21 protein-coding genes are annotated in these 22,401 nt (G+C 44.7%); 5 read left to right on the top strand and 16 right to left on the bottom strand.

The window, feature by feature from the left end; genetic code table 11:
• Positions 1 to 104: 104 nt before the first annotated feature.
• The 6 genes from PGW42_RS10460 to PGW42_RS10435 form a co-directional block, all read right to left on the bottom strand.
• Positions 105 to 1,508: an alanine/glycine:cation symporter family protein gene (locus PGW42_RS10460; RefSeq protein ID WP_117559545.1), complete on the bottom strand. Its 1,404-nt coding sequence runs from the start codon at positions 1,506 to 1,508 to the stop codon at positions 105 to 107.
• A 359-nt stretch (positions 1,509 to 1,867) separates the two neighbouring features.
• On the bottom strand, positions 1,868 to 2,512 hold the full coding sequence (gene pcp / locus PGW42_RS10455) for a pyroglutamyl-peptidase I (RefSeq protein WP_117559045.1): 645 nt from the start codon (positions 2,510 to 2,512) through the stop codon (positions 1,868 to 1,870).
• Between the two features lie 23 nt (positions 2,513 to 2,535).
• Positions 2,536 to 3,525 carry a peptidase gene (locus PGW42_RS10450; protein WP_243002857.1) on the bottom strand — a complete coding sequence of 330 codons (990 nt, stop codon included), beginning with the start codon at positions 3,523 to 3,525 and terminating at the stop codon, positions 2,536 to 2,538.
• 109 nt (positions 3,526 to 3,634) lie between these two features.
• The gene (locus tag PGW42_RS10445; protein WP_118219404.1) at positions 3,635 to 4,588 is read right to left on the bottom strand and encodes a DUF979 domain-containing protein; all 954 of its coding nucleotides are present in this window, start codon (positions 4,586 to 4,588) and stop codon (positions 3,635 to 3,637) included.
• 14 nt (positions 4,589 to 4,602) lie between these two features.
• Positions 4,603 to 5,295: a 5-oxoproline transporter, DUF969 family subunit gene (locus PGW42_RS10440; protein WP_118219406.1), complete on the bottom strand. Its 693-nt coding sequence runs from the start codon at positions 5,293 to 5,295 to the stop codon at positions 4,603 to 4,605.
• Between the two features lie 33 nt (positions 5,296 to 5,328).
• Positions 5,329 to 8,604 carry a M14 family metallopeptidase gene (locus PGW42_RS10435; protein WP_270203544.1) on the bottom strand — a complete coding sequence of 1,092 codons (3,276 nt, stop codon included), beginning with the start codon at positions 8,602 to 8,604 and terminating at the stop codon, positions 5,329 to 5,331.
• Between the two features lie 239 nt (positions 8,605 to 8,843).
• On the opposite strand from PGW42_RS10435, the gene PGW42_RS10430 reads away from it, so the two are divergent.
• Positions 8,844 to 9,431, top strand: coding sequence for a TetR/AcrR family transcriptional regulator (locus PGW42_RS10430; RefSeq protein WP_270203545.1), 588 nt, complete (start codon positions 8,844 to 8,846; stop codon positions 9,429 to 9,431).
• Positions 9,432 to 9,850: 419 nt separating this feature from the next.
• Here the strand turns inward: PGW42_RS10430 and PGW42_RS10425 are convergent, their stop codons facing one another.
• From PGW42_RS10425 to PGW42_RS10385, 9 genes are all read right to left on the bottom strand, one after another.
• Positions 9,851 to 10,084 carry a hypothetical protein gene (locus tag PGW42_RS10425; RefSeq protein ID WP_008368971.1) on the bottom strand — a complete coding sequence of 78 codons (234 nt, stop codon included), beginning with the start codon at positions 10,082 to 10,084 and terminating at the stop codon, positions 9,851 to 9,853.
• A 150-nt stretch (positions 10,085 to 10,234) separates the two neighbouring features.
• A complete protein-coding gene (locus tag PGW42_RS10420) occupies positions 10,235 to 11,056 on the bottom strand; it encodes a CvfB family protein (protein WP_117835151.1) in 822 nt (273 codons plus the stop codon).
• A 3-nt stretch (positions 11,057 to 11,059) separates the two neighbouring features.
• Positions 11,060 to 11,767 (bottom strand): acyl-[acyl-carrier-protein] thioesterase, encoded by a 708-nt coding sequence (locus PGW42_RS10415; protein WP_117824490.1) that lies wholly within the window; start codon positions 11,765 to 11,767, stop codon positions 11,060 to 11,062.
• Positions 11,768 to 11,772: 5 nt separating this feature from the next.
• Complete coding sequence (locus PGW42_RS10410) at positions 11,773 to 12,954, bottom strand: cation diffusion facilitator family transporter (protein WP_022221113.1); 1,182 nt, start codon at positions 12,952 to 12,954, stop codon at positions 11,773 to 11,775.
• A 67-nt stretch (positions 12,955 to 13,021) separates the two neighbouring features.
• Positions 13,022 to 13,639: a stage II sporulation protein R gene (gene spoIIR / locus PGW42_RS10405; RefSeq protein ID WP_270203546.1), complete on the bottom strand. Its 618-nt coding sequence runs from the start codon at positions 13,637 to 13,639 to the stop codon at positions 13,022 to 13,024.
• Between the two features lie 64 nt (positions 13,640 to 13,703).
• The gene (locus tag PGW42_RS10400; RefSeq protein WP_008368980.1) at positions 13,704 to 14,393 is read right to left on the bottom strand and encodes a GntR family transcriptional regulator; all 690 of its coding nucleotides are present in this window, start codon (positions 14,391 to 14,393) and stop codon (positions 13,704 to 13,706) included.
• A 2-nt stretch (positions 14,394 to 14,395) separates the two neighbouring features.
• Positions 14,396 to 15,271, bottom strand: a complete 876-nt coding sequence (gene ispE, locus PGW42_RS10395; protein WP_055297431.1) for a 4-(cytidine 5'-diphospho)-2-C-methyl-D-erythritol kinase — start codon at positions 15,269 to 15,271, stop codon at positions 14,396 to 14,398.
• Positions 15,272 to 15,334: 63 nt separating this feature from the next.
• The gene (locus PGW42_RS10390) at positions 15,335 to 16,897 is read right to left on the bottom strand and encodes a DUF3794 and LysM peptidoglycan-binding domain-containing protein (protein WP_270203547.1); all 1,563 of its coding nucleotides are present in this window, start codon (positions 16,895 to 16,897) and stop codon (positions 15,335 to 15,337) included.
• A 10-nt stretch (positions 16,898 to 16,907) separates the two neighbouring features.
• Positions 16,908 to 17,354, bottom strand: a complete 447-nt coding sequence (locus PGW42_RS10385; RefSeq protein ID WP_270203548.1) for a protease complex subunit PrcB family protein — start codon at positions 17,352 to 17,354, stop codon at positions 16,908 to 16,910.
• 132 nt (positions 17,355 to 17,486) lie between these two features.
• On the opposite strand from PGW42_RS10385, the gene PGW42_RS10380 reads away from it, so the two are divergent.
• The 4 genes from PGW42_RS10380 to PGW42_RS10365 are packed head-to-tail and all read left to right on the top strand — an operon-like array spanning position 17,487 to position 21,931.
• Complete coding sequence (locus PGW42_RS10380; protein WP_022221115.1) at positions 17,487 to 18,221, top strand: lysophospholipid acyltransferase family protein; 735 nt, start codon at positions 17,487 to 17,489, stop codon at positions 18,219 to 18,221.
• A gap of 26 nt (positions 18,222 to 18,247) precedes the next feature.
• The gene (locus tag PGW42_RS10375; protein WP_055157914.1) at positions 18,248 to 19,702 is read left to right on the top strand and encodes a nicotinate phosphoribosyltransferase; all 1,455 of its coding nucleotides are present in this window, start codon (positions 18,248 to 18,250) and stop codon (positions 19,700 to 19,702) included.
• 27 nt (positions 19,703 to 19,729) lie between these two features.
• Positions 19,730 to 21,106 carry a UDP-N-acetylmuramoyl-tripeptide--D-alanyl-D-alanine ligase gene (locus PGW42_RS10370; RefSeq protein WP_117835146.1) on the top strand — a complete coding sequence of 459 codons (1,377 nt, stop codon included), beginning with the start codon at positions 19,730 to 19,732 and terminating at the stop codon, positions 21,104 to 21,106.
• A 12-nt stretch (positions 21,107 to 21,118) separates the two neighbouring features.
• Entirely contained in the window at positions 21,119 to 21,931 is an 813-nt protein-coding gene (locus PGW42_RS10365; RefSeq protein WP_270203549.1) for a Cof-type HAD-IIB family hydrolase, read from the top strand.
• A gap of 96 nt (positions 21,932 to 22,027) precedes the next feature.
• On the opposite strand, the gene spoVG is transcribed toward PGW42_RS10365, so the two are convergent.
• Complete coding sequence (spoVG, locus tag PGW42_RS10360) at positions 22,028 to 22,315, bottom strand: septation regulator SpoVG (protein WP_008368997.1); 288 nt, start codon at positions 22,313 to 22,315, stop codon at positions 22,028 to 22,030.
• Between the last annotated feature and the right edge of the window lie 86 nt (positions 22,316 to 22,401).

Genomic DNA, 22,401 nt, shown 5'->3' with positions numbered 1-22,401 from the left:
GGGTGGATTCGGGACTTTAACCCGTTAGAAACGTGCGCCGCTAGGCGCACACGCAAAAATACCACCACATTGAAATTTTTTTCTCAATGCGGTGGTTTCTTTTCTTACTCCACTGCTTTTACCGCAGCAGACATTTTTTCTTCATTTCGTTTTGAAAAATACAGTTTTGTTTCTCCAATGATCACTTTTCTAAGTGCAATGATTGCGATCAGGTTCGGAATAATCATCAACGCATTCGTGATATCTGCCAGGAGCCAGATTGGTTCCAGCGATAAAAACGGTGCCAGTGCAATTGCTGCAATGTAGATGATCTTATATGGTTTGATCCATTTCGTTGTGCCGGTCAGATAAACCAGGCAGCGTTCTCCGTAATAATTCCACCCCAAAATGGTGGTAAATGCAAAGAACATGATTCCTACTGCGATCAGATACATGCCTATATTGTGCGGCAGACACATGTTATATGCAGCTGTAACAAGCGTGCTTCCGTTCATATCCGAACTGTCCATCAGCCCGCTGCTGATGATAACAAGTCCTGTCATGGAACAGGTCAGAATCGTAGTAACAAATACACTTGTCATGGAAAGAAGGCCCTGTCTTACACCGGAGTTCGTCTTCGCCGCCGCTGCAACGATCGGTGAACTTCCAAGTCCTGCCTCATTGGTATAGACACCTCTGGCGATTCCGGTTCTCATAACCGTCATAAACGTGATGACACCCGTTCCTGCAGTCCCTCCTATTACCGATTCTTTTGCAAATGCACAGGTAAAAATGGCCTTAAAAGCACCTGGTACTGCAGCCCGGTTGATCACCAGTGCAACGATCGAACCTCCAAGAAATGAAAGTGCCATGATCGGCACAACGATCTCAGCAACCTTTGAAATACTTTTAATCCCGCCAATGATCACAACCGCCGTTAAAACGGTTACAATAATTCCTGCTACGATAATCGGTATATGGAATGTCACATTGACGGATTCCGTGATCGCATTCACCTGCGGAAATGTTCCGCATCCAAATAACGCTGTACACATGCCAAACACAGAAAAGGCTTTTGCAAGCCAGATAAATCTCTCTCCCATACCATTTTGGATATAAAACATCGGTCCACCGGCCATCTGGTTATTTTCGTCCGTCACTCTGTATTTTACCGCTAAAAGACTTTCTGAGTATTTCGTCACCATACCAAGTATGGCTGAAATCCACATCCAGAATAACGATCCCGGTCCACCAATTCGAAGCGCCGTTGCAACTCCAACAATACTTCCCGTTCCTATGTCTGCTGCCATCGTTGTACATAGAGTCGCAAATGCCGATACATCTCCTTCTCCGCTTCCGGTCCCACTTTCTTTTTCAAAAATGGCCCTTACTGCACGTGGAAATTTTGTGATCTGCAGTCCTCTCAATTTGATCGTAAAGTAAAGCCCTGTACCAATCAGCAGCAACAATGTCGGAGGTCCCCATACATAACTTTGGATAGTCGTCAGCATCCCCATTAAACTACTCATTTCACTTCTCCTTCGCCTCTGTTATTGTTTTCCATCCATATTCTATTTTTACGATAATCTTTTCCCCACTAGATTTTTTTCTTCACCTTCTTAATCAACTTGTTTTTTGAAAAAAGCTCTCTCCGTTCATAAAATTGTTCATTTTTCTTATTTCCGCTTCGACTTTCTTTATGCATATTATACATAACATTCCTGCCCGTGACAAATCAATTCTTTTTCTTTATAATAGAATTTCTTAATATATAATGAACGTCCATTTTCATTAAGCAACATGAAATTATATTTTCAATAGAATTTTTACAAAAAAACCGCCGCATCAGCTTCATTCTGACACAGCGGTACTTTTTTCTTTCATAAAACTAGTGAGTAGTTCCCATAGCCTCTTTTACATCTTCTGTATTATTCACTACAGCTTCAACACAATATTCCAGAGACTTTGCGATTGTCTCAAGCGGCATACTTGCCATTCCGTTCGCCTTATCTACAACCTGATCGCAAGCATATGGTACATGGATAAATCCGGCACGGATGTTAGTGTATTTGGTTGCACACATATGCAGTACATTGTACATTACACAGTTGCATACGTAGGTTCCTGCCGTGAAAGATACATGGCATGGAAGTCCGTGAGCACGTACATTCTGAACCATTGCATTTACCGGAATTGTTGCAAAGTATCCGGTTGGACCGTCTGCCTGAAGTGGCTCATCAAGTGGCTGGTCACCTGCATTGTCCGGAATCCGGGCATCTGCAAGGTTGATTCCTACTTTTTCTACAGTGACGCAGGAACGTCCGCCTGCCTGACCTACATTGATCACTATATCCGGGTTATGTTCTTTGATTGCCGCTTCAACTGCCGGTGCACTTTTCTTGAATTCTGTAGGGATCTCTACATATACGATCTCGGCCCCCGCAATTGTTGACGGAAGAAGCTTGATTGCCTCGAATGCCGGGTTTACGCTTTCTCCTCCAAATGGATCAAATCCTGTTAATAAAACCTTCATGTTAATTTCCTCCTTTATATCTCTTAGTATAACACAGGCTCCGGGATAATAACCTTCCCCTGCTGCATAATCTGTCGGTTGTCCGTGTAGATATCCGGTTCCATACATACCAGATCAAAATGCCCTTTGGCGTTCTGAATACCTCCAAGAGCAATATTACGCCCAAGTCCTACATGGAATGTCCCATAAGCAGATTCATCTTCAATATAGCAGTTTCCAAGGCATTGTGAGCATGAATTAAGCCCGATTCCGAGTTCCCCCGCAATATAGATCCGAGAATCCTGATAATCTTCCATGTATTTTTTCAACCGAATACCGGTCGGAGTCTCTTCAATCTCCGTAATCCGTCCGCCTTTAAATAAAATCCTTGTCGGTTCCTCTGCGCGACCAATATATCCCAGAGAACCGTCAAGCACCATCACACCTTCTGTCTTTGTCTCCTCGATCGGGACATAGACCTCAATACTGGAAGAAGAATATCCCTTTCCATCCTTTAGAACTCCGTTAAAAAATCCCGGATCTCTGCCCACTTTGTAGAACATCATATCCGTTCCTGCCGGAGTTGTCACACGGACTTTTTCTGAATACTTGAGATATTTGATAAATGCCTTTGCCATCAGCCGGCTCTTCTTCGTATCCATCGTCAGGAAATCGTATTCCAGAAAAGATCTTCCGTCATTGGTTGCCAGTGGCAAGGACAGAAATTTCTTGTGTCTTTGTATCGCACGCTTTGCGGCTTTCGTTGTCACCAGCGAATACTCTGTCGCCGCGATAATTGCCGTATAAGGATCAAAAACTGCTTCATTATCATCAAAAAAGATTCCCACATGGCGCCCCTTGTTCTCGACAAGCAGTGTATTCACTGACCGTGCTTTTCCGGAAGCCTCTTTTTCCATTGCTTTTGCTTCTGCAAGATATTCCTTCGATGTCACGATCAGTACTTTGTCCCACGCCCTTACTTTTACCCATTCGTGAATAATGATCCGGGCACCCCGTTCCATATTCGGTGTCATATGTCCCTCTTCTTTCTCCATACCAAAAACTAGAATAAGCTTACGAATTCTAAGGCCATTATTTTCTGCTTTTCCAGTGAAATAATGACCTTAGCTACTTATGTCTTATTTACTTTAATACTATCATATAACAGATCTGGAACACAAGCATAATAATTGCAACCAGAACCTGATTTTTGATAGCGCCCCAGCGGTCCTTCATGTTCAGGATCGCAACCGGCAGGATGTTGAAGTTCGCTGCCATCGGTGTAAGCAGAGTTCCACAGTATCCACATGTAAGTGCGAGCATACCGATCACCACCGGATTAGCACCGTAAGCAAGAACGAACGGTGCACCGATACCAACTGTCATAACGGTGATAGCTGCGAATGCATTTCCCATGATCATGGTAAAGAGTACCATACCGATTGCATAAATGATGATCCCGATATTTACATTTCCCTTTGGAACAATCTTTTCAACAAGCTGTGCGATTACATCGCCAACTCCTGCAGCGGTAAATACACCTCCAAGACATCCAAGCAGCTGTGGCAGCATACTGAGAGGTCCTGTGATTCCAAGGAATCTTTCAGAATCATTCAAAAAGACTGCCGGTTTATTCTGTTTTGCATCGAATGCCATCAGTAAGATCATAGCTACAATCACACCAACGGTAATTGCGACCATAGAACTCATATTACTGAATAATGCAAAGAACAGGGAGCATACCGCTACGGAGAATGCCGGGACAAATATCTTCATTCCGATCTTCTTAAACTGCTGTTCTGTGTGTTCCTTTGTCGGATTATCTGTTTTTCCGATTTTTACTTTCTTGAAGATCGGCGGCAGGCACATGATCAGAACAAGCACACCAGAAACCTTTGCCGGGAGCCATGAACCAAATCCACAAACGATACCGAAAGAGCACCAGAAAACAGCGGTTCCGACTCTTGACGGATTCTCTTTATCCAGCAGGTTCTTGATTCCTGCGTAAATCGTGATCAATCCGATAATTACCCATACTACATTCAGTCCGATTGCATTAAACGAATCGCCGACCTGTATAAATTTTAAATTACTCATCTGTCTTCCTCCCTCTATTTCTTAGTATCTGTTGATTTTCCATAGTATTTCTTCATCAGTTTGTTATCTTTCACAATAACAAATGCGCAGGAAACAACAAGTGCAACTAATGCTACCGGGATTTCAGCTGCTGCAAGGTCGATCAGTTCTACTTCGTATCCAAGACCTGCAAGCGTTGTCTGTACAAGGATTCCGCCGGCACCACCTACGAACAGTACCTGGAAGAAGAACCATGTGAAGTTCTGCATAGCAACAGCAAGTCCTTTTGCTTCTTCTACGTGATCTTCATTTGCTTTTCCTTCTTTATTGCTGATCGCACCTTCGATCATCGGAAGCAGTACCGGACGGATAAATCCGGCAACTCCACCGAAGCTGACATTGAATGCTCCAAACAGAGCATTCAGCATACCATATACAGCAACAAGCTTACCTGCTGTCGCACTTTTTACTTTACGGATCAGGTTTGCCGCTGCTTCACGCAGACCGTTTCTTTCCAGTGTACCTGTAACCAGCAGGATCATGATAAAGATCGCCATACTTCTGTTCGCTACAAAGTTTGTACCGATTGTTTCCAGAAGTCCGCCCACTCCAAGTCCTCCAACAATCCCTGTCGTGATAAGGGCCAGGAAAATAATGAGGATTGAATCCAGTTTCAGCGCGAATCCAACGATTACGATTAACACGCCAAGTAATTTGATGAGTTCCATACCTAACTCCTCCTTTAGAAAAGTATTAAAAAGTTATTTATTTTTTCCAGTCACTTTGACAATCATCGGACGCTGTCTTATGTAACTGGTCAAAATCTGTCCATCCTGCTCTTCCAGATGACATTCCATCACATGCACTGCTTCCATCAACATCCGGATAGTCGCCTCGTCATGTGCCACATGAGCCCTTGCACACAAATTCAGGTATTCACCCTGTGCGGTCTCATCTGCAACCTCGCTGGTATAAGCAACCGTTGTGATCCACGGAAAACGGATCGACGGATAACGATGGTTTGGATCTGCCGCGAACGGGATCCAGTAGTTGATCATTTCTTTATAATAGTTTGCCGGGAACAATTTCGGCATCCATGCATGTGCATATTTTTCAAACTGAGCACTCCATTCACGGTTCAATTCTCTCATCTCCGGATACTCGGCAATCTTGTCTGCAATCACATCTTCCATTACCTTATTGACCGGGTAATTGTCCTTGTACTCTGGATTGGTCACATACCAGAAATAACCATAAAGCAGAGATCTCGGAAGCCAGAAGCCTTTGTAAGACGGGGAGGTATAACCTGAAAACTGCTGCTCCCATTCATGGCTCGGTACTCCGTGATTGTCCACGATCATATCCGGGACATACCGGTCATAAATACGGGTTAATCCCATCGCCTCGCTGTGGATCGTATCCTGCTGGAAATGTTCATAGTAGAACTCTTTTCCAAGCGAATTAAATCTTGCCACATGGAATTTCCAGGTTGGATGCTCTTTCTGCAATTCATAATGGATTGCCGCACCATCCACATTTTCCATCGGAACGATCACCAGATTCAGTTTATCCGGTAAATCTTTGTAAACATCTTCTGTCAGCAGCTTCTTGATCAGGATAAATGCTGCATTTGTCGAAGATACTTCATTTGCATGATGTCTTGCATTGATCATCTCGCCAGGAATTCTTGATATACGCTTCGTCATGGACAGATATCCTTCGTATTCCGGTTTGATCCATACTGCATAGAGTTCACGTCCTGTATAAGATACCGCAGTCCGGAACACTTCGATTCCAGGAACCTGCTTCAGTTCTTCGATGATCTCACGGTAAGTATCATATCCGATCAGTTCATGCTCATGCAGGTCAATCTCTTCAATCCGTTTCGTCTTTGGTTTTTCTTCTCTTTCCGGTGTAAGTGCTGCATACTGTATCTCGCCCTGCTCACTTTCAAACAAAAGCTTCGTACCTGCAGCAACACTTTCACACTCTGCCAGTACACCCTTTGACCACAATGTTGAATAAGTGTGTAATACATTAGATTGTACACCATTTGTGCGGATATGGAAAGTAAAATTATCATTTTCCCATGAAATGGCACGGATCCATGCATCTGCTTCTTCCCGTTTTCTCTGTAAAAGAACCGCTTTTCCATCTTTTACAATGCATGCTTCTTCTTTTAACGGCTCGGTCAGTGTCACCTTAAATACCGGTCTGCCTTCTTTTTCATGGATCACCGGAAGGATCAGTCCCGGCGCATCCAGCATGACATCTGCTTTCTTCACACCGTAATTTTTAAAATAGTCACTTCCGACAAAATACATATCTTCATGCAAAGCATCCAGTGAAGAGATCAGATCCTCTCTTGATCCGGTCGCATAGTCCGGTTCACTTGCGGTCACGTCCAGACGCAGTTCATGGAAGAACGGCTGCAGGTCTGCGGAAATCTTTCCGCCTGTCTTTTCCTCAATATATCGTCTGCAATCCGGAAGAACTTCCTTCTGGTAAACATCCCAGATCTCTTCCATATCGGTACGGACGGTCTGATAAAATACTTCCTGTCCGTCAATCTCTGCTTTTACATAACCGGTTGCCGGATGAACCTTTCCCATCTGCGGATATTCATCCATATATGGTCTTTCCGACCAGACTGCTTTGTAAGTATCCTCACAGCAGACCTTTTCGTCCTTGATCCCCTTGCAGAGATAAGTGATATCTTCTTCGCCTTCATAAGCTTTGAAAATGACTTTATCTCTTTCAATTCCAAGCTCTTTTACCAGAATATCTTCTACCGGATACAGTTCCTGCAGATAGCGGATCGGAAGATCATACCACTTGTCCGGAGTGTCTGCATTCAGATTGTGATAGGACGGGGTTGCACCGTTCTCATCCAGCCAGTCTGTCTGGCCTTCCGGCAGGAACGGTTTGAAATAAATCTCAACCTGATCTGCCTGCGCTTCCTTCATCACCGGAAGCATCTCTTCAACGATCCAGGAATATCCCTGTTTGTATGCACAGATAATGGAGGTATCCTCCGGCTTGGCACCTAACATCTGGATTCTGTCTTCGATTTTTTCTTTTATCTTCTGGCGTACTTTTATATTTTCACTTACCGCACCGGTAATCTTTACCTTGCTTCCTTTCCCGATCTGCGGATAAACCTTTTCTTCCAGAAGTTTTTCAAAAACTTCCACTTCCCACGGAAGCTCATACACCTTCTCGTACATCTTCTGTCCGGATTTGTAATTATATACCTTTGCATCCCCGGCTTCTTTTTTCTGTGTATCATTCCAGAGCGGAGATCCGTACACTTCGTATTCTCCTGTCTGCTCTTTCTGCATCGCTTTCAAAGCTGCAAGCTGTCCATCTGCGCCGCGCAGTACAAAGTCATCCACCATATCCATCAGCAGGTCTTTCCAGCTTCTCTGACCATTGATCTGTGGAAATTCCATACAGAGGCGGGAGGTAAATGCGATTAGTTCCTCTCCGTCACCGCGAAGAGATACTTTTACACTTTCTCCTTCTTTTTCCCGTACAAGCTCTGTCTGCTCTGCTCTTTCCAGAACGAGCCGGTTGCCTGTATAAGCTGCATCTGCCGTAATAGTTCCTTTATATCCGGTTGTCTCCATACCAAAACGCCATGCCAGGTTACATGCTGCAACGAGCATCGCATCATCTGCATCCTCCGGAAGTACAATCTTCACATCCAACACATCTGGAAGAAGATCCTGATTCTCGTCTTTCAGGAAATCCCCTTTCTGAAGCATCGTCTCCAGCCCTTTTTCCTTACGGAAATCCAGATCAAAGATCGGACCTGTATGCTTTGATGCTGATTCGTACTCTTCCGGCACCTCCCCTGTACTCTTTTTCCACAGGGCTTTCAGCTCTTCCATATTCTTCGGCACCGGAATCTCACCGTCCGCTGTGATCACCGGAAATGTAGCTGTCTCTGTCTGAAATCCCAGAAGCAGTGCCGCTTCAACCGCATAACGCTTCTGTTCTCCTGTCATGCCGGCTGCAAGTTTTAATTTTTCCATCTTACACCTCCAAAAGCACTGTAGTTCGTTTTCGTACTACGGTCTAAAAAGATACTGTATTCCGAACTACGTTCTGCTTTTTATATCCTTCATTCTACTAAAGTGTTCAAATAAAGTCAACCATATTATCCTTATATGGACATTTTCAATAAAATGTATGCCGAAACAAAACATTGCACTCTCCACATCCCTGTGTTACAATAGCTTCAATACTTTTAAGAAGGCAGGAACGATCAATTATGACAACGCACGGCAAACGACATGCAAAACAGGACATCATGGATGCAGCATGGAAGCTTTTCACAGAACAGGGCTATGACGAAACTACGATTTCCCAGATCATTGAGCTTTCCGGCAAATCCCGCAGCACCTTCTATCATCATTTTCGCGGAAAAGACGAGCTTCTCTTCAGCCTCGCCTATTCCTACGACAGTGACTATGATAGCTGGCTTCAGACCTGTGACCGGACGCTTCCAGCCGCCGATCTGCTGCTCGCCTTCAACCATTTTGTGCTGAATAACCTGGAGCACTCACCATATATGGATCTCTTTGCGTCCCTCTACGGTCTTCAGGTAGCTACTACCGGAACCAGACATATTTTAAACCCGGATCGCAATTATTATAAGATCCTGCGCAAGATCCTTTTCGACGGGATCAAATGTGGAGAACTAAAGTCAGACTACTCCTACGTCGAGCTCTCCCAGATGATCACCTCTGCCCAGATCGGTCTCACCTACTCCTGGTGTCTCACCCAGAGAAGCTTCTCCCTGCTTCAATACGGCGAATTCCTCCTGACACCATTTATTGAATCTTTACGCGTCAACTAACCTAACCCACCCTCAATATAAATACCCTCTCCCATATACCAGGAAACTATCTCTCTATAGTTTCCTGAATTTTTATGTTTAGCAGCCGCCAGGTCTGCGCCAAAGTCTTGAGGGCGGATTTAGAAAAAGAATAGGTGTGAAGGCACTTATTGTGCAATGGACTTCACACCTATTCTTTTTCTAAATCCGCCACACAACCTCCCCCTCGCAGACCGTCTCTCTCCACAATCGAGTAGGCTGACTCCTACTCGATTTGTATACTTTGTACACCATCTCGCTTAACAGCTCGATGATGTACATTCGCCAAACGCAGATCCTTGTGCAAGCACAAATCTGCACTTAGCTCATCGTATACACAAAAAAGCAGGAACCAAATCACTTTGATTCCTGCTTCTCACTATTCCTGGTATTTATATAAATTAGCCATTGATCATGAAGTTAACCAGTTTATCGATGTCTTCTTTTTCGTATGCAATGATTTCCAGTTCCGGAATCTCTCCGTTAGAGAAAATATTTGCCATAGAAACATACTGAGAAAGTTTAGATTTCAGATTCAGTCTGTCGCCTTCTCCTGTTACAAGTTCTACTTTTCCTTTGCAGCTGTCTACTACTTCAAAAAACTTATCAATGTTTGTAATATTCTGTACCTTCATGATGTACACTCCTTTTCTTTTATCTCTTCCTATCTTTTACACCCTCAATATATACAATTTTTTTTTGAAAATCAAGGGTTTTTTTTCAAATCAGCGTTTTGGGCATTGTGAACAATTTAACAGTCTGTTTTTTGTGCATAATCACAATGTCTATTTCAAAACAATACTGTCCTTACGGATCTCGATCTTACGCTCTTTATACAGATGTCCGACTGCACGCTTGAATGCATTCTTGCTCAGATCAAACTCCGCACGGATCACCTCCGCATCTGCTTTATCGTTAAACGGAAGGACTCCGCCCTTTTCTTCCAGACGCGCCAGTACCAGAAGCGCATCCTTATCCATCTGGATAAATGCTTTCTCACGGACACTTAAATTCAGCTTTCCATCCGGTTTTACTTCTGTCACTCTCGCATGGATCTTCATTCCCGGTCTTAGACTTTTCGGTGCTTCTCTCTTTGGCACAAGCGCAGAATATTTTCCGTCCACTGCAACGAAAGCCCCGAAATTATCACTCACTTCGTAAACGATTCCCTCTACCTGATCATCCTTCTGATAAGGAGAATCACTGGTCAGATACTCATATACCTTCATGGTCGCACAGAGTCTCTGGCTCTTATCAATATAAAGTCCTACCAGACATTCATCCCCCGGTTTCACCTTATAAGTCTGCTCCTTAAATGGTAGGAACAGATCCTTTTCCAGTCCCCAGTCTAGGAAGGCACCGAATTTGCCTACCTGCACTACCTTCAGGATTGCACTTTCTCCCAGTGTAAGCTTCGGTTCATTTACCGTTGCGATCAGACGGTCAGAAGAATCCTTATACAAAAACACCTCAATCGGATCGCCCGGTTCGATTCCTGCCGGAACCTGCTTCTTCGGAAGAAGAACCTTTTCTCTGTCATCTCCCAGATATACTCCGAAATCAACTACCTTTACTACCGTAAGCATCTGTTTTTTTCCTAATTCCATCTCTTATTTCTCCTTGAATTCTACTACCGCATACGGATTTCCCTCCGCATCACAAAGTTCCACTATTTTTCTCTGTTCCTCTACCGCCATCTTTGGATAAATAATATCACCCATAACTGCGGATTTTTTATATTCTACCCGGATCTGTCCGGCACGCTCACATTCCGGCACCACATCAATTGCCATCTGAATATACTGGCAGTTATTGACATGCTCGTTTGTGTCGATCTGATGACGTCTTACCGGAAAACTTTCTCCATCTTCCAGTTCTTTTGGAAGCACGATCTTACGCGGCGCAAACTCTACATCCAGTGGTGCTTCCGGTCGATAAGCCTCGACCTCTTCTTTCGCCGGTCTGCATGGTCTTCCTTTTTTCATATCCATATATACCCAGACCGAATTGGCCCAGGCTGTCATCTCGCCTGCTTCATCCTCCATCTTAAAATTACGAAGTCCGAAAAGTCCGGTAAAATCCGTTGCCCAGGTGGACACCCTGATATATTCCCCGAGCTTCGGATAACGGTTTACTACAATCTGCCATGCGGAAAGAATCCATGCCTGCCCGCTTTTTTTCAGTGATTCCACGCCATATCCGATATCCTCAGACTGAAAAGTACTACAGTCCTGAAAATAATTAACAAGCCCCGGTAATGTCAGAAGCTCCGTATGGTCTGCTTCACTGAATCGTACTCTGCTTTCAAATGTATACATCTCTTTTACCTCTGTTCTTCCACATAACTTCTGTCTAATGTGATAACACACTGATACTTTGGGTTATGATGCTGCAGTCGGTCCATCAAAGTCAGTGTCAGTTCATTCCCTTTTTCCTCAGAATACTCTCTCGGAATGACAAAATCAAAAATGAGATTGATCTGTTTTTCTCCATTCACCATGCGGAAATCATGGATACTGCATCTCGGATCCAGTGCTTCCACAGCTTTTTCTGTCTCATGTTTTGCCTGAAGTACTTCTTCATTACGAGTCTCCACCGGATCCATATGAATTGTCAGCGAGATCCCCAGTTGTTCCATTGCCTCTCTCTCAATCCGGTCAATGATCTCATGGGATACATCAATCGGGACATCATTCGGAACCTCTGCATGAATGATCGCCATACTTCTTCCCGGTCCGTAATTATGGATCACCAGATCATGGCTGCCCTCGATTCCAGCGTATTTTTCCACAAAATGCTTGATCTTCTCATAATCTTCCCATGTCGCCGGAATTCCGATCAGCGGCTCAAGCGTATCCTTCGCAATCCCAAATCCGGCCCACATAACGACCAGTGAAACACCAAGTCCGACAAAGCCATCGATATTGATCCCTGTGATCCGCCAGAATACAACCGACAGGATCGTCGCTGCTGTCGTGATCACATCTCCAAGTGCATCTGCTGCCGTCGCCATCATCACCTGGGAAGAAATCTTTTCACCAAGTTTCCGGTTAAACATCGCAAGCCACAGCTTCACACCTATGGACAACACCAGGATCAGGATCGACACCAGACTGAATTTTAACTCTTCCGGCTCCCGGATCTTCACGATCGCATTTTTGAAAAAGGTAAATCCAACTTCGATCACCAGAAAGGATACGATCAGTGCCGCTATGTATTCCAGCCTGCCATGCCCAAAAGGATGCTCCTTGTCTGCCGGTTTTTCTGCCATCTTCACTCCGATCATTCCAATGATCGAAGAACCTGCATCCGATAAGTTGTTAAATGCATCTGCAGTAACAGACACACTGTGAAGAAGGATTCCTATCACCATCTTCGCAATCGTCAGCAGAACATTACAAAAGATGCCTACTCCGCTTGCCAGCACTCCATATGCTGTACGGACAGACACCTTTTCTACATCTTTATAATCTTTTACAAATAATTTTACAAGTATATCCGTCATTAAACTTTCCTTTGCCTTAGGCGAAACAAATTTTCCTGCCATCTTCGTTGAAGTATATTCTACACATTTACTCCGTCAATTGCAAGAAAAACCATTTGATTTTTACCGGTGTGCCTTTTACGATCATCGCATACTCTTCATCCGTCAGCACACTCCGCAGCTCTTCCTTCCCTTCTTTGGGAACAATTGCATGGACAGAATCCATAAAACAGAGATTCGGATAAAGAACACACCACCAGTTGTGCCCCTGTGCCTTTCCGATCTTGATCCGGAGTGCATCGTACCAGCCTGCGGGGAAGGTGATGTCTCCGTAAGTTTTGTCCGGAAATTCACACCGCACGACCTCAGCTGTTATCTGATCGTTACATCCTTCTTCCTGCAAGACTTCCCTGGCCGTCCGGATCAGTTCTTCTTTGTGGCGGATCGCCCATGCTTTCGCCTCCGCTGCATTCCCTGCATCCGAAAGATTCTCACACATATAATCTACAACAGCCTCTTTCACCTTCATCTTAAGTTCCTGGTCTTCTTTGCTGTCACTGTTGGCAAGCACATGAAAGCGGAACACCTCACCGGATAACTTTTCCTGCACTGCATTCGCCTTCGCTTCCACCTGCATTTCCCTTGCAAATGCCGCACCACACAGAATCATGATCAGTACCAGCGCCACTGCTTTTATTTTTTTCATTTTCGTATGTACCTCCTGTCTTTGATACCAGGAGTATTGACAACATATGGAAAACTATACATTTTTATCTGTGATATTCTACCTGATCTCTCCGAATAACATCCGATACTGTAGAGGCCTGATTGTCAATATGACATCCCATGAGCTCACATGCCTCTTCAACCTCTCCACCCGAAATCAGTGCGATCAGCTTATCATGTTCTTCCAGGAGCTGTGGATAACATTCCTTCTGCTTCAGGTATTCTACGCGGAACCGGTACATCTGTTCCCGCAGGTTATTCAGCAGCGTGATCAGTCTCTGGTTATTGGTTGCGGCAAAGATAATATCATGGAATTTTACATCTGCTTCAGCGATCTTCGTCACATCACCACTCTTTAAGACTTTACGGAAATCTTCAGCTGCCATCTTCATTTCTTCAACCTGCTCCGGCGTGATCCGTTCACACGCAAGCTGTACGGAAAGCTCTTCCAGTGCCTTTCTGACTTCCAGCACATCCTGCATATTCTTCTCTGTGATCTGTGCCACTTCTGCCCCTTTTCGTGGAATCATCAGAACCAGACCTTCCAGCTCCAGTTTACGGATTGCTTCACGGATCGGGGTACGGCTTACTCCAAGCTTGTTGGCAAGCTGGATCTCCATCAGCCGTTCTCCCGGCTTCAGTTCTCCTCTTAAAATTGCCTTCCGAAGTGTATTGAACACAACATCTCTCAACGGCAGGTATTCATTCATATTTACTTCAAAATCCATATCCATTCTTATCTCCTCCTGACGTTATGCACATTTGCAAGATAAATCTGTTTTGCCAGATTCTGTGCTTTTACTTTTGTAAATGCTTCCTTCGCTGTCCTGCGATCCCTGAAAATTCCAAATACAGTCGGACCGCTTCCACTCATCATCGCCCCAAGAGCACCTGCTTCCATCATACATTCTTTAATCTGTGCAATGACCGGATATGCTTCAACCGTAACCTTTTCCAGCACATTACCCAAGGATGCTGCCACTTGCTCAAGATCCTGGTTCTTCAATCCGTCCAGGATACCATCTATATCCGGATGCTCCTTGATTTCACAGGAATCCAGCTTTTCATAAACCATCTTTGTCGATACACTGATCGGCGGCTTGGCGATCAGAATCTGACATTTCGGCATCGGAGGAAGCGGCGTCAGTTTTTCCCCGATTCCTTCTGCTAGTACCGTTCCGCGCATAATGCAGTAAGGAACATCCGCCCCAAGCTTCACGCCTCTTTCCATCAACTCTTTTTGAGAAAGTCCCAACCGGAACATCTGGTTCATTCCGTAAAGCACTGCCGCAGCATTGGAGCTTCCGCCTGCCATTCCCGCTGCAACCGGTATATGCTTGTCCAGATGGATTCTGATCCCGTCTTTGATATCAAATTCATCGATCAGAAGCTTTGCCGCTTTCCATGCAATATTGTCCTCATCATTCGGCAGATAAAAAAGATTCGAATCGATCTCGATACCTGGGGCCGACTTCTTTTGCAGCGTCACATTATCGTACAGATACAGCGTCTGCATGACCATGCGCACATCGTGATAACCATTCTCCCGCCGCCCCAGCACATCAAGTCCAAGATTGATTTTCCCAAGTGCTTTTAACTCCAGTTTATCCATGCGTGTATCTCCTTATTGTATTTTTTCGACCTTTTTTTGTATCTTGTATACATCATTTCATTACTATAGTATACTCAAACTCTCCCGAAAAATCAATATTTTATCACCCGTTTTCAATTCTTTTGATAATAATTCATTATTAAGCAGAATGCTTTCTTCTGTGGTCGAATATTTCTTTGCCAGGCTCCACAGATCATCTCCGTCTTTTACGATATATCCCACAATTCCCGGCTGGTTCATCCGCTCTTCTTTTTCATAATCCACAAGTGCAGCCTCTGTCACCATCTGTATTTTTTCCGCTTTTCGCATGAAGCTCCTGAACGCCACGACCGCTTTGATCTCTACTTCATCATTTCCGGCAAGATCTACCGCAAGCTGCTCCACTGCATATGTGACGTCATATTTCATATCGCTGCTTCCTTCCCGGCATTCAAGCATTGCCGAGAACGGAACCATCCCCTTCCACACACCAAATGGTACTTCATCATTTGCCTTTACATACAGAAAGCTGACATTTAGAATCCCCTCTGCCAGAATTCCTCCATCCTGCACTTCCATTTTTTCTATCTGCAGGTCTGCGCTGCTGTGGCACACCTGAAGGATCTCATCTTTCAGCTCCGGCAGACTTAATCGTTCTGTGATCTTACTTTTTGAATGATTCTGCATCAGAAGCTCCTCAACAACAACTTCTTCTTTCTCCAAAACACATTTTTTATCAAGGGAATACGCATCCTCTAAAATCTCCAGCTTTTCTTCCCCATAGACAAAAAGACGAACCTGAAGTGCCGCTTCAATGCCAAGCGCACGCATCTCACCGTCCTCATCCATCCGCACTTCCACACTGATATCATCCAGCCGGTCATAGACATGATGATACATACCTTCTTCTGCGCCGGCACACTCGATCCGCCCCTCATAAGGAACCGTCTGCTCCACCCAGTCTGTCTTGCCCTCCTGGGATTCATAGAGAACAAAGATCTGCAATTCTCCATTTATCAGCATAGCATCCTGCACAAGTCTGGTATCCATTTTCCGGGAGCTTACCTCTGTCCACAAGAGCGTTCCGATATTCTCTTTGGTTCCCGGTATCTTAATCTCCTCTTTGATCCTGTAAATGTCTCTCTTCGCGGTAAATAGCTGCAGCAGCTCCACCGGACATTTTTTCAGATAGATTCCCTCTTCCCCATCCACATCAAGTGTCACCTGTTTTTCTGTGATCTGCTCTGTATGTACCGTCATTTCCGCAAGCGCTTTTACCGCAAGCTTTCTCGAATGGATCAGTGATACCCCGCATTCCACCCGCTGAACTTGCACAATGTCTTCGCCTTCTCCGTTCTCTTCCTCCATGTAGACCATTTCCTCAAACGGAATCATTCCCTCTAAAGCTCCGGGACGCGGATCTCCCGAATCTGTCACATACAAAACTTTAAAATTCAGTTTTCCCGTCACACGGAGATAATTTTCCACTCTTCTTGTCTCTTCAATCCGCAGACTTCCCTCACCGGAAAGCACTCTTCCCACGTCACTTTTCGCATCTGGTACATTATAATCCCCACCGATCATAAACTGATCCGTCACTGTTTTGCCCATCTGATTCATGCGTACCTGTTTTCTTATCAGTTCCATAGTCAGCCTCCTACTCAAATATCACCGGTTTTTCGCTTTTTGCCATTTCCAGGACAACATATGGGTATTGGGAAGATCCATCTTCCCGCATACAGATATTTCCCATCTCCTCCCCATCTTTTTCTGTCTCGTCACTTCCCGGTCCCAGAAGTGTTGTCTGTACACAGATCACATCTTTTTCTTCCGTACAGCCATCAACCCGGATCGCATATCCCTCCATTTCCTGTCTCCCATACCCCTGTCCGACATACAGCCGGTCTCCTTGCACATACATGATCTGAAATGGGGTTTCTTCCATCCCGGCAATGCGTTCGGTCATTTCCGCCGGAACTTTTTTCTCATCCACAATGGAATATTCCAGCATTTCTCCACCCGCTTCCTCTTTTTCCATGACCTGACAGCCGCCAAGGAAAATCAGCATCCAGATCACCCCTGTCACACGGCATTTTATTCTCATAATTATTCACAAACTTTTCCATTTTTTTGTCTCTTTATTATCATATTATCTTCCTTGTATTTTCATGCCTCGAATAGTATAATCGAAGAAAAGTATGTTACTTTATACAATGAAAGAGAGGATTTTGGGGTAATGATACGATTTATCTGTATCGCAGTCTTTTTAATTCTTTACCTGATCCTGTCCATTCCGGTTTTTCTGGTGGAATGGATCATTGGTAAATTCAATCGCAGAGCCAAAGATATCAGTTCTCTGCGCATCGTTCAGTGGGGCTTTAAAGTGATTCTTAAGATGACCGGTGTCACGACAACCGTGATCGGTGAAGAAAATGTTCCGGATGAACCGGTACTCTTTATCGGCAACCACCGCAGTTATTTTGATATTCTCCTTACTTACAGCCGGTGCAGGCGTCTGACCGGTTATGTTGCCAAAAAAGAAATGGAAAAGATTCCGCTTCTTTCCACATGGATGAAGAATCTGTACTGTCTCTTCCTTGACAGAGACAATATGAGAGAAGGTCTGAAGACGATCCTTCAGGCAATTGATTATGTAAAAAATGGCATTTCCATCTGCATTTTCCCAGAAGGAACCCGCAACAATGGCGAAGAGCTTTCTATGCTTCCATTCCGTGACGGTGCACTTAAGATTGCCGAAAAGACCGGGTGTGCGATCATTCCGATCAGCATGAACAATACTGCTGACATTTTTGAAGCACATTTCCCACGTGTAAAAAAAGTACATGTCGTCATCGAATACGGCAAACCAATCTATCCAAAAGAACTGGATAAAGAGACAAGAAAACATCTTGGAATCTATTGTCATGATCTTATTCAGGACACAATTAAGAAAAACGCCAGTCTGATCTAAACCTATAACAGAAAAGAGGTACGATTATGCATTCTAAAAATTTAACATTACTTACAGACTTATACGAACTGACTATGATGCAGGGTTATTACGATAAGCAGGACAATCCTACCGTAATTTTTGATGTATTTTACCGTTCCAACCCATTTTCTTCCGGTTATGCAATCGCAGCCGGACTTGAACAGGTTATTGAGTACGTGAAAAATCTGAACTTCAGCTATGATGATGTGGATTACCTTCGCAGTCTCCACATTTTTTCTGAAGATTTTCTTCAGTATCTGAGCGGCTATCACTTTACCGGAAGCATTTACGCAATTCCGGAAGGAAGCCTGATCTTCCCAAAGGAGCCGATCCTCAAAGTCGTTGCCCCGATCATGGAAGCTCAGCTTGTGGAAACCGCAATCCTGAACATTCTGAACCATCAGTGTCTGATTGCGACCAAGTCTTCCCGTATCGTATACGCTGCCGGTGATACCGGTGTTATGGAATTCGGGCTTCGCCGTGCCCAGGGACCGGATGCCGGATTATACGGCGCACGTGCTGCCGTGATCGCCGGCTGCGTGGGAACCTCCTGCGTACTTACCGGCAAGCTTTTTGACGTTCCGGTTATGGGAACCCATGCACACAGCTGGATCATGAGTTTCCCGGATGAATATACCGCATTTAAAGCCTATGCAGATCTTTATCCTGAAGGATGTACCCTTCTTGTCGATACTTACGACACCTTAAAATCCGGTGTGCCGAATGCGATCCGTGTCTTCCAGGAGATGAAAGATGCCGGCATCAGCCCGAGAAAGCTTGGTATCCGTCTTGACAGCGGCGATCTTGCCTACCTGTCCAAAAAAGCACGTAAAATGCTGGATGAGGCCGGCTTTGAAGAAGCAACGATCTGCGCATCCAATGACCTTGATGAATATCTGATCCACGACCTCAAAATGCAGGGCGCAGCGATCGATTCATGGGGTGTCGGAACCAATCTGATCACCTCCAAAGACTGTCCTTCATTCGGTGGTGTATATAAACTCGCTGCCATCCAGAATAAGAATGGTGAGTTCGAACCTAAAATCAAACTTTCTGAGAACACAGAAAAGATCACCAATCCGGGCAACAAGACGGTTTACCGTATTTACGAAAAAGAAACCGGCAAGATGAAAGCTGATTATATCTGCTTTGTAGACGAAGAAATCAATCCGGAGGAAGATCTTCTCCTCTTTGATCCAAGCGAGACATGGAAAAAGACAAAGATGAAAGCCGGAACCTATACCGTCCGCGAAATGATGCAGCCAATCTTCATCAACGGTGAATGTGTCTACACTTCCCCGTCTGTCAAAGAGATTGCCGCTTACTGCCGTCAGGAAAAAGATACCCTGTGGGATGAATCCAAACGACTCTTCAATCCTCACCAGATGTATATCGATCTGTCTCCAAGACTTTATGAAGTAAAGAAACAGCTTCTTGACCGCATGAGTGCTGATGACTAGGTTACAATTTGAAAAGAGGTATTACCGATGAAAAATATGACATTAAAAAATATAACCGCTGCCTGCCATGGAACCTTCCATGGCGACAGCAGTTTTCTTGAAAAAGAGATTACCGGCGTTGCAATCGACAGCCGGAAAGCAGCACCGGGATTTCTTTTTGTTCCACTCAAAGGAGCCCGTGTAGACGGCCACACCTTTATCCCACAGATTATGGAACAGGGTGCACTTGCTACTCTTACAGAAGAAGATCCTTCTTCCCTTACCTGTCCCTGCATTCATGTAGAATCCTGCGAAAAAGCACTTCGTGATATCGCAGCGTTTTACCGCATGCAGCTTGACATCAAGGTTGTCGGCATCACCGGAAGTGTTGGCAAGACCAGCACCAAAGAGACGATTGCCTCTGTCCTTTCCCGGAAATACAATGTTCTTAAGACAGAGGGAAACTTTAACAACGGAATCGGACTTCCGCTTACCATCTTCAATCTTACCGAAGAACATGAAGTCGCTGTCCTGGAGATGGGAATTGACCATTTCGGAGAGATGCATGAACTTGCATCCATCAGCCAGCCGGATATCTGTGTAATCACCAACATCGGTCTTGCACACATGGAAAATCTCGGAAGCCGCGACGGAATCTTAAAAGCCAAAACCGAAGTTTTTGATCATCTGCGTCCAAATGCTTCTGTCATCTTAAACGGAGATGACGACAAACTTTCCACAGTCGCAGAGGTACAAGGGAAAAAGCCTGTTTTCTTCGGTCTTTCAGACCAGCTGGATGCCTATGCAGACGGAATCGTAAGTCAGGGACTTCGCGGAACTGACGCTGTACTCCACCTTCCACTTGGTGAAATCAACGTACATATCCCGGTACCTGGAAATCACATGGTTTATAATGCTCTCGCCGGAGCATGTGTCGGCATGAAGCTTGGACTTACTCTGGAGGAAATCCAGACCGGGATCTCTTCCCTGAAGACGATTGCCGGACGTACCAATCTGATCGACACAGGATCTCTTTTGATCATCGATGATTGCTACAACGCTAATCCGGTTTCCATGAAATCTTCTCTGGATGTACTTTCTACCGCAACAGGAAGAACCGTAGCTGTAATGGGCGATATGTATGAGCTTGGTGATAAGGAGAATGAACTTCACTACAATACCGGCGCACATGCTGCCGAGATCGGCATTGATGTGATCTGCTGTATCGGAGAACTTTCCCACCACGCATATGAAGGTGCAAAAGCCTGTGCAAAGAGCAGTGCCGTACTTTACTTTAAAACCAAACAGGACTTCCTGGGAAAAATCCGGAATGTTGTCAAAAAAGATGATACCATTCTGGTCAAAGCTTCCCACGGTATGGAATTTCCTGAGATCATTGATGTACTCAGACAGATGAAGTTTTAAGAGAGGTAATACATGAAATATCAGATACTTGTTCTTGACCTGGACGGAACACTTACCAACTCCAGGAAAGAAATCACTCCACCAACGTTAAAGGCTCTGATCGAGATCCAGGAAGCCGGAAAAAAAGTTGTTCTTGCAAGCGGTCGCCCTACATACGGCGTGGTTCCCCTTGCCAGGCAGCTCCATCTGGAACGTTACGGAAGCTATATCCTGTCCTTCAACGGAGCACGGATCACTGACTGCCGCACCGGCCAGGTCATTTACAACAAAACACTTCCGCAGGACGTGATCCCGGATATCTACCGGATCGCTTCCAACTACCCGGTTGATATTCTGGCTTATGAGGATGGACAGCTTCTGTCCGGATTTACCCCGACAAAATATTCCGAATTAGAATCCCAGATCAACCATTTACCAATTGTACAAATTGATAATTTCTGCGAGAAAGTATCCACATTTCCAAACAATAAATTTCTCCTGACCGGAGAACCGGATAGCATCGCTGCTGCTAAAGAGGAAATGTCCGCTCATTTCCATGGTTATATCGATGTTTACTGTTCGGATCCATTTTTCCTCGAAATTGTTCCAAAGAATGTAGACAAAGCCGCCTCTCTTCTGAAGCTTCTTACCAGCATCGGTCTGACTGCTGATGAAATGATCTGCTGCGGTGACGGATACAACGACCTGACTATGATCGAAACCGCAGGTCTTGGAGTGGCAATGGAAAATGCACAGCCACTGGTCCGTGAAAAAGCAGATTTTATCACAAAATCAAATGATGATGACGGAGTTCTCTATGTGATCGATCAGTTTATGCGCGATTGACCATCGTAGAAATATCATTTCTCAAAATATAAAAATCCCGGAGAACTGGTTTTACTTCCAGTCTCCGGGATTTTTGTTTTCAGTATTTTTCTGTACTTAGATTTCTGCAGTTTCCGCGTCGTCAGTCTCTTCCAGTACTTCCGCATACTTGTCCAGAATGATCTTCTGGATTCTGTCTCTTGTACCGGAATTGATTGGATGCGCAATATCACGATATTCCCCATCCAGTGCTCTCTTACTCGGCATTGCAATGAAAAGTCCTTTTTCCCCTTCAATGACTTTAATATCGTGAACAACAAATTCTTCGTCCATTGTAATTGATACTACTGCCTTTAATTTTCCTTCTTTTGCTACTTTGCGCACGCGTACATCTGTAATCTGCATAACTTTCTAGCCCCTTTCTCCAGTAACGCACATACCGGTCCGCTCCTTTTCCTTTATTTGACCGGCATGCCTTCTGATCCGGACTC

It is taken from the genome of Coprococcus sp. TM115-187, assembly GCF_027679115.1.
Lineage (GTDB): Bacteria > Bacillota > Clostridia > Lachnospirales > Lachnospiraceae > Allocoprococcus > Allocoprococcus comes.
The sequence above is the reverse complement of the archived record's forward strand: the minus strand, read 5'-3'. Positions and strand labels throughout refer to the sequence as shown.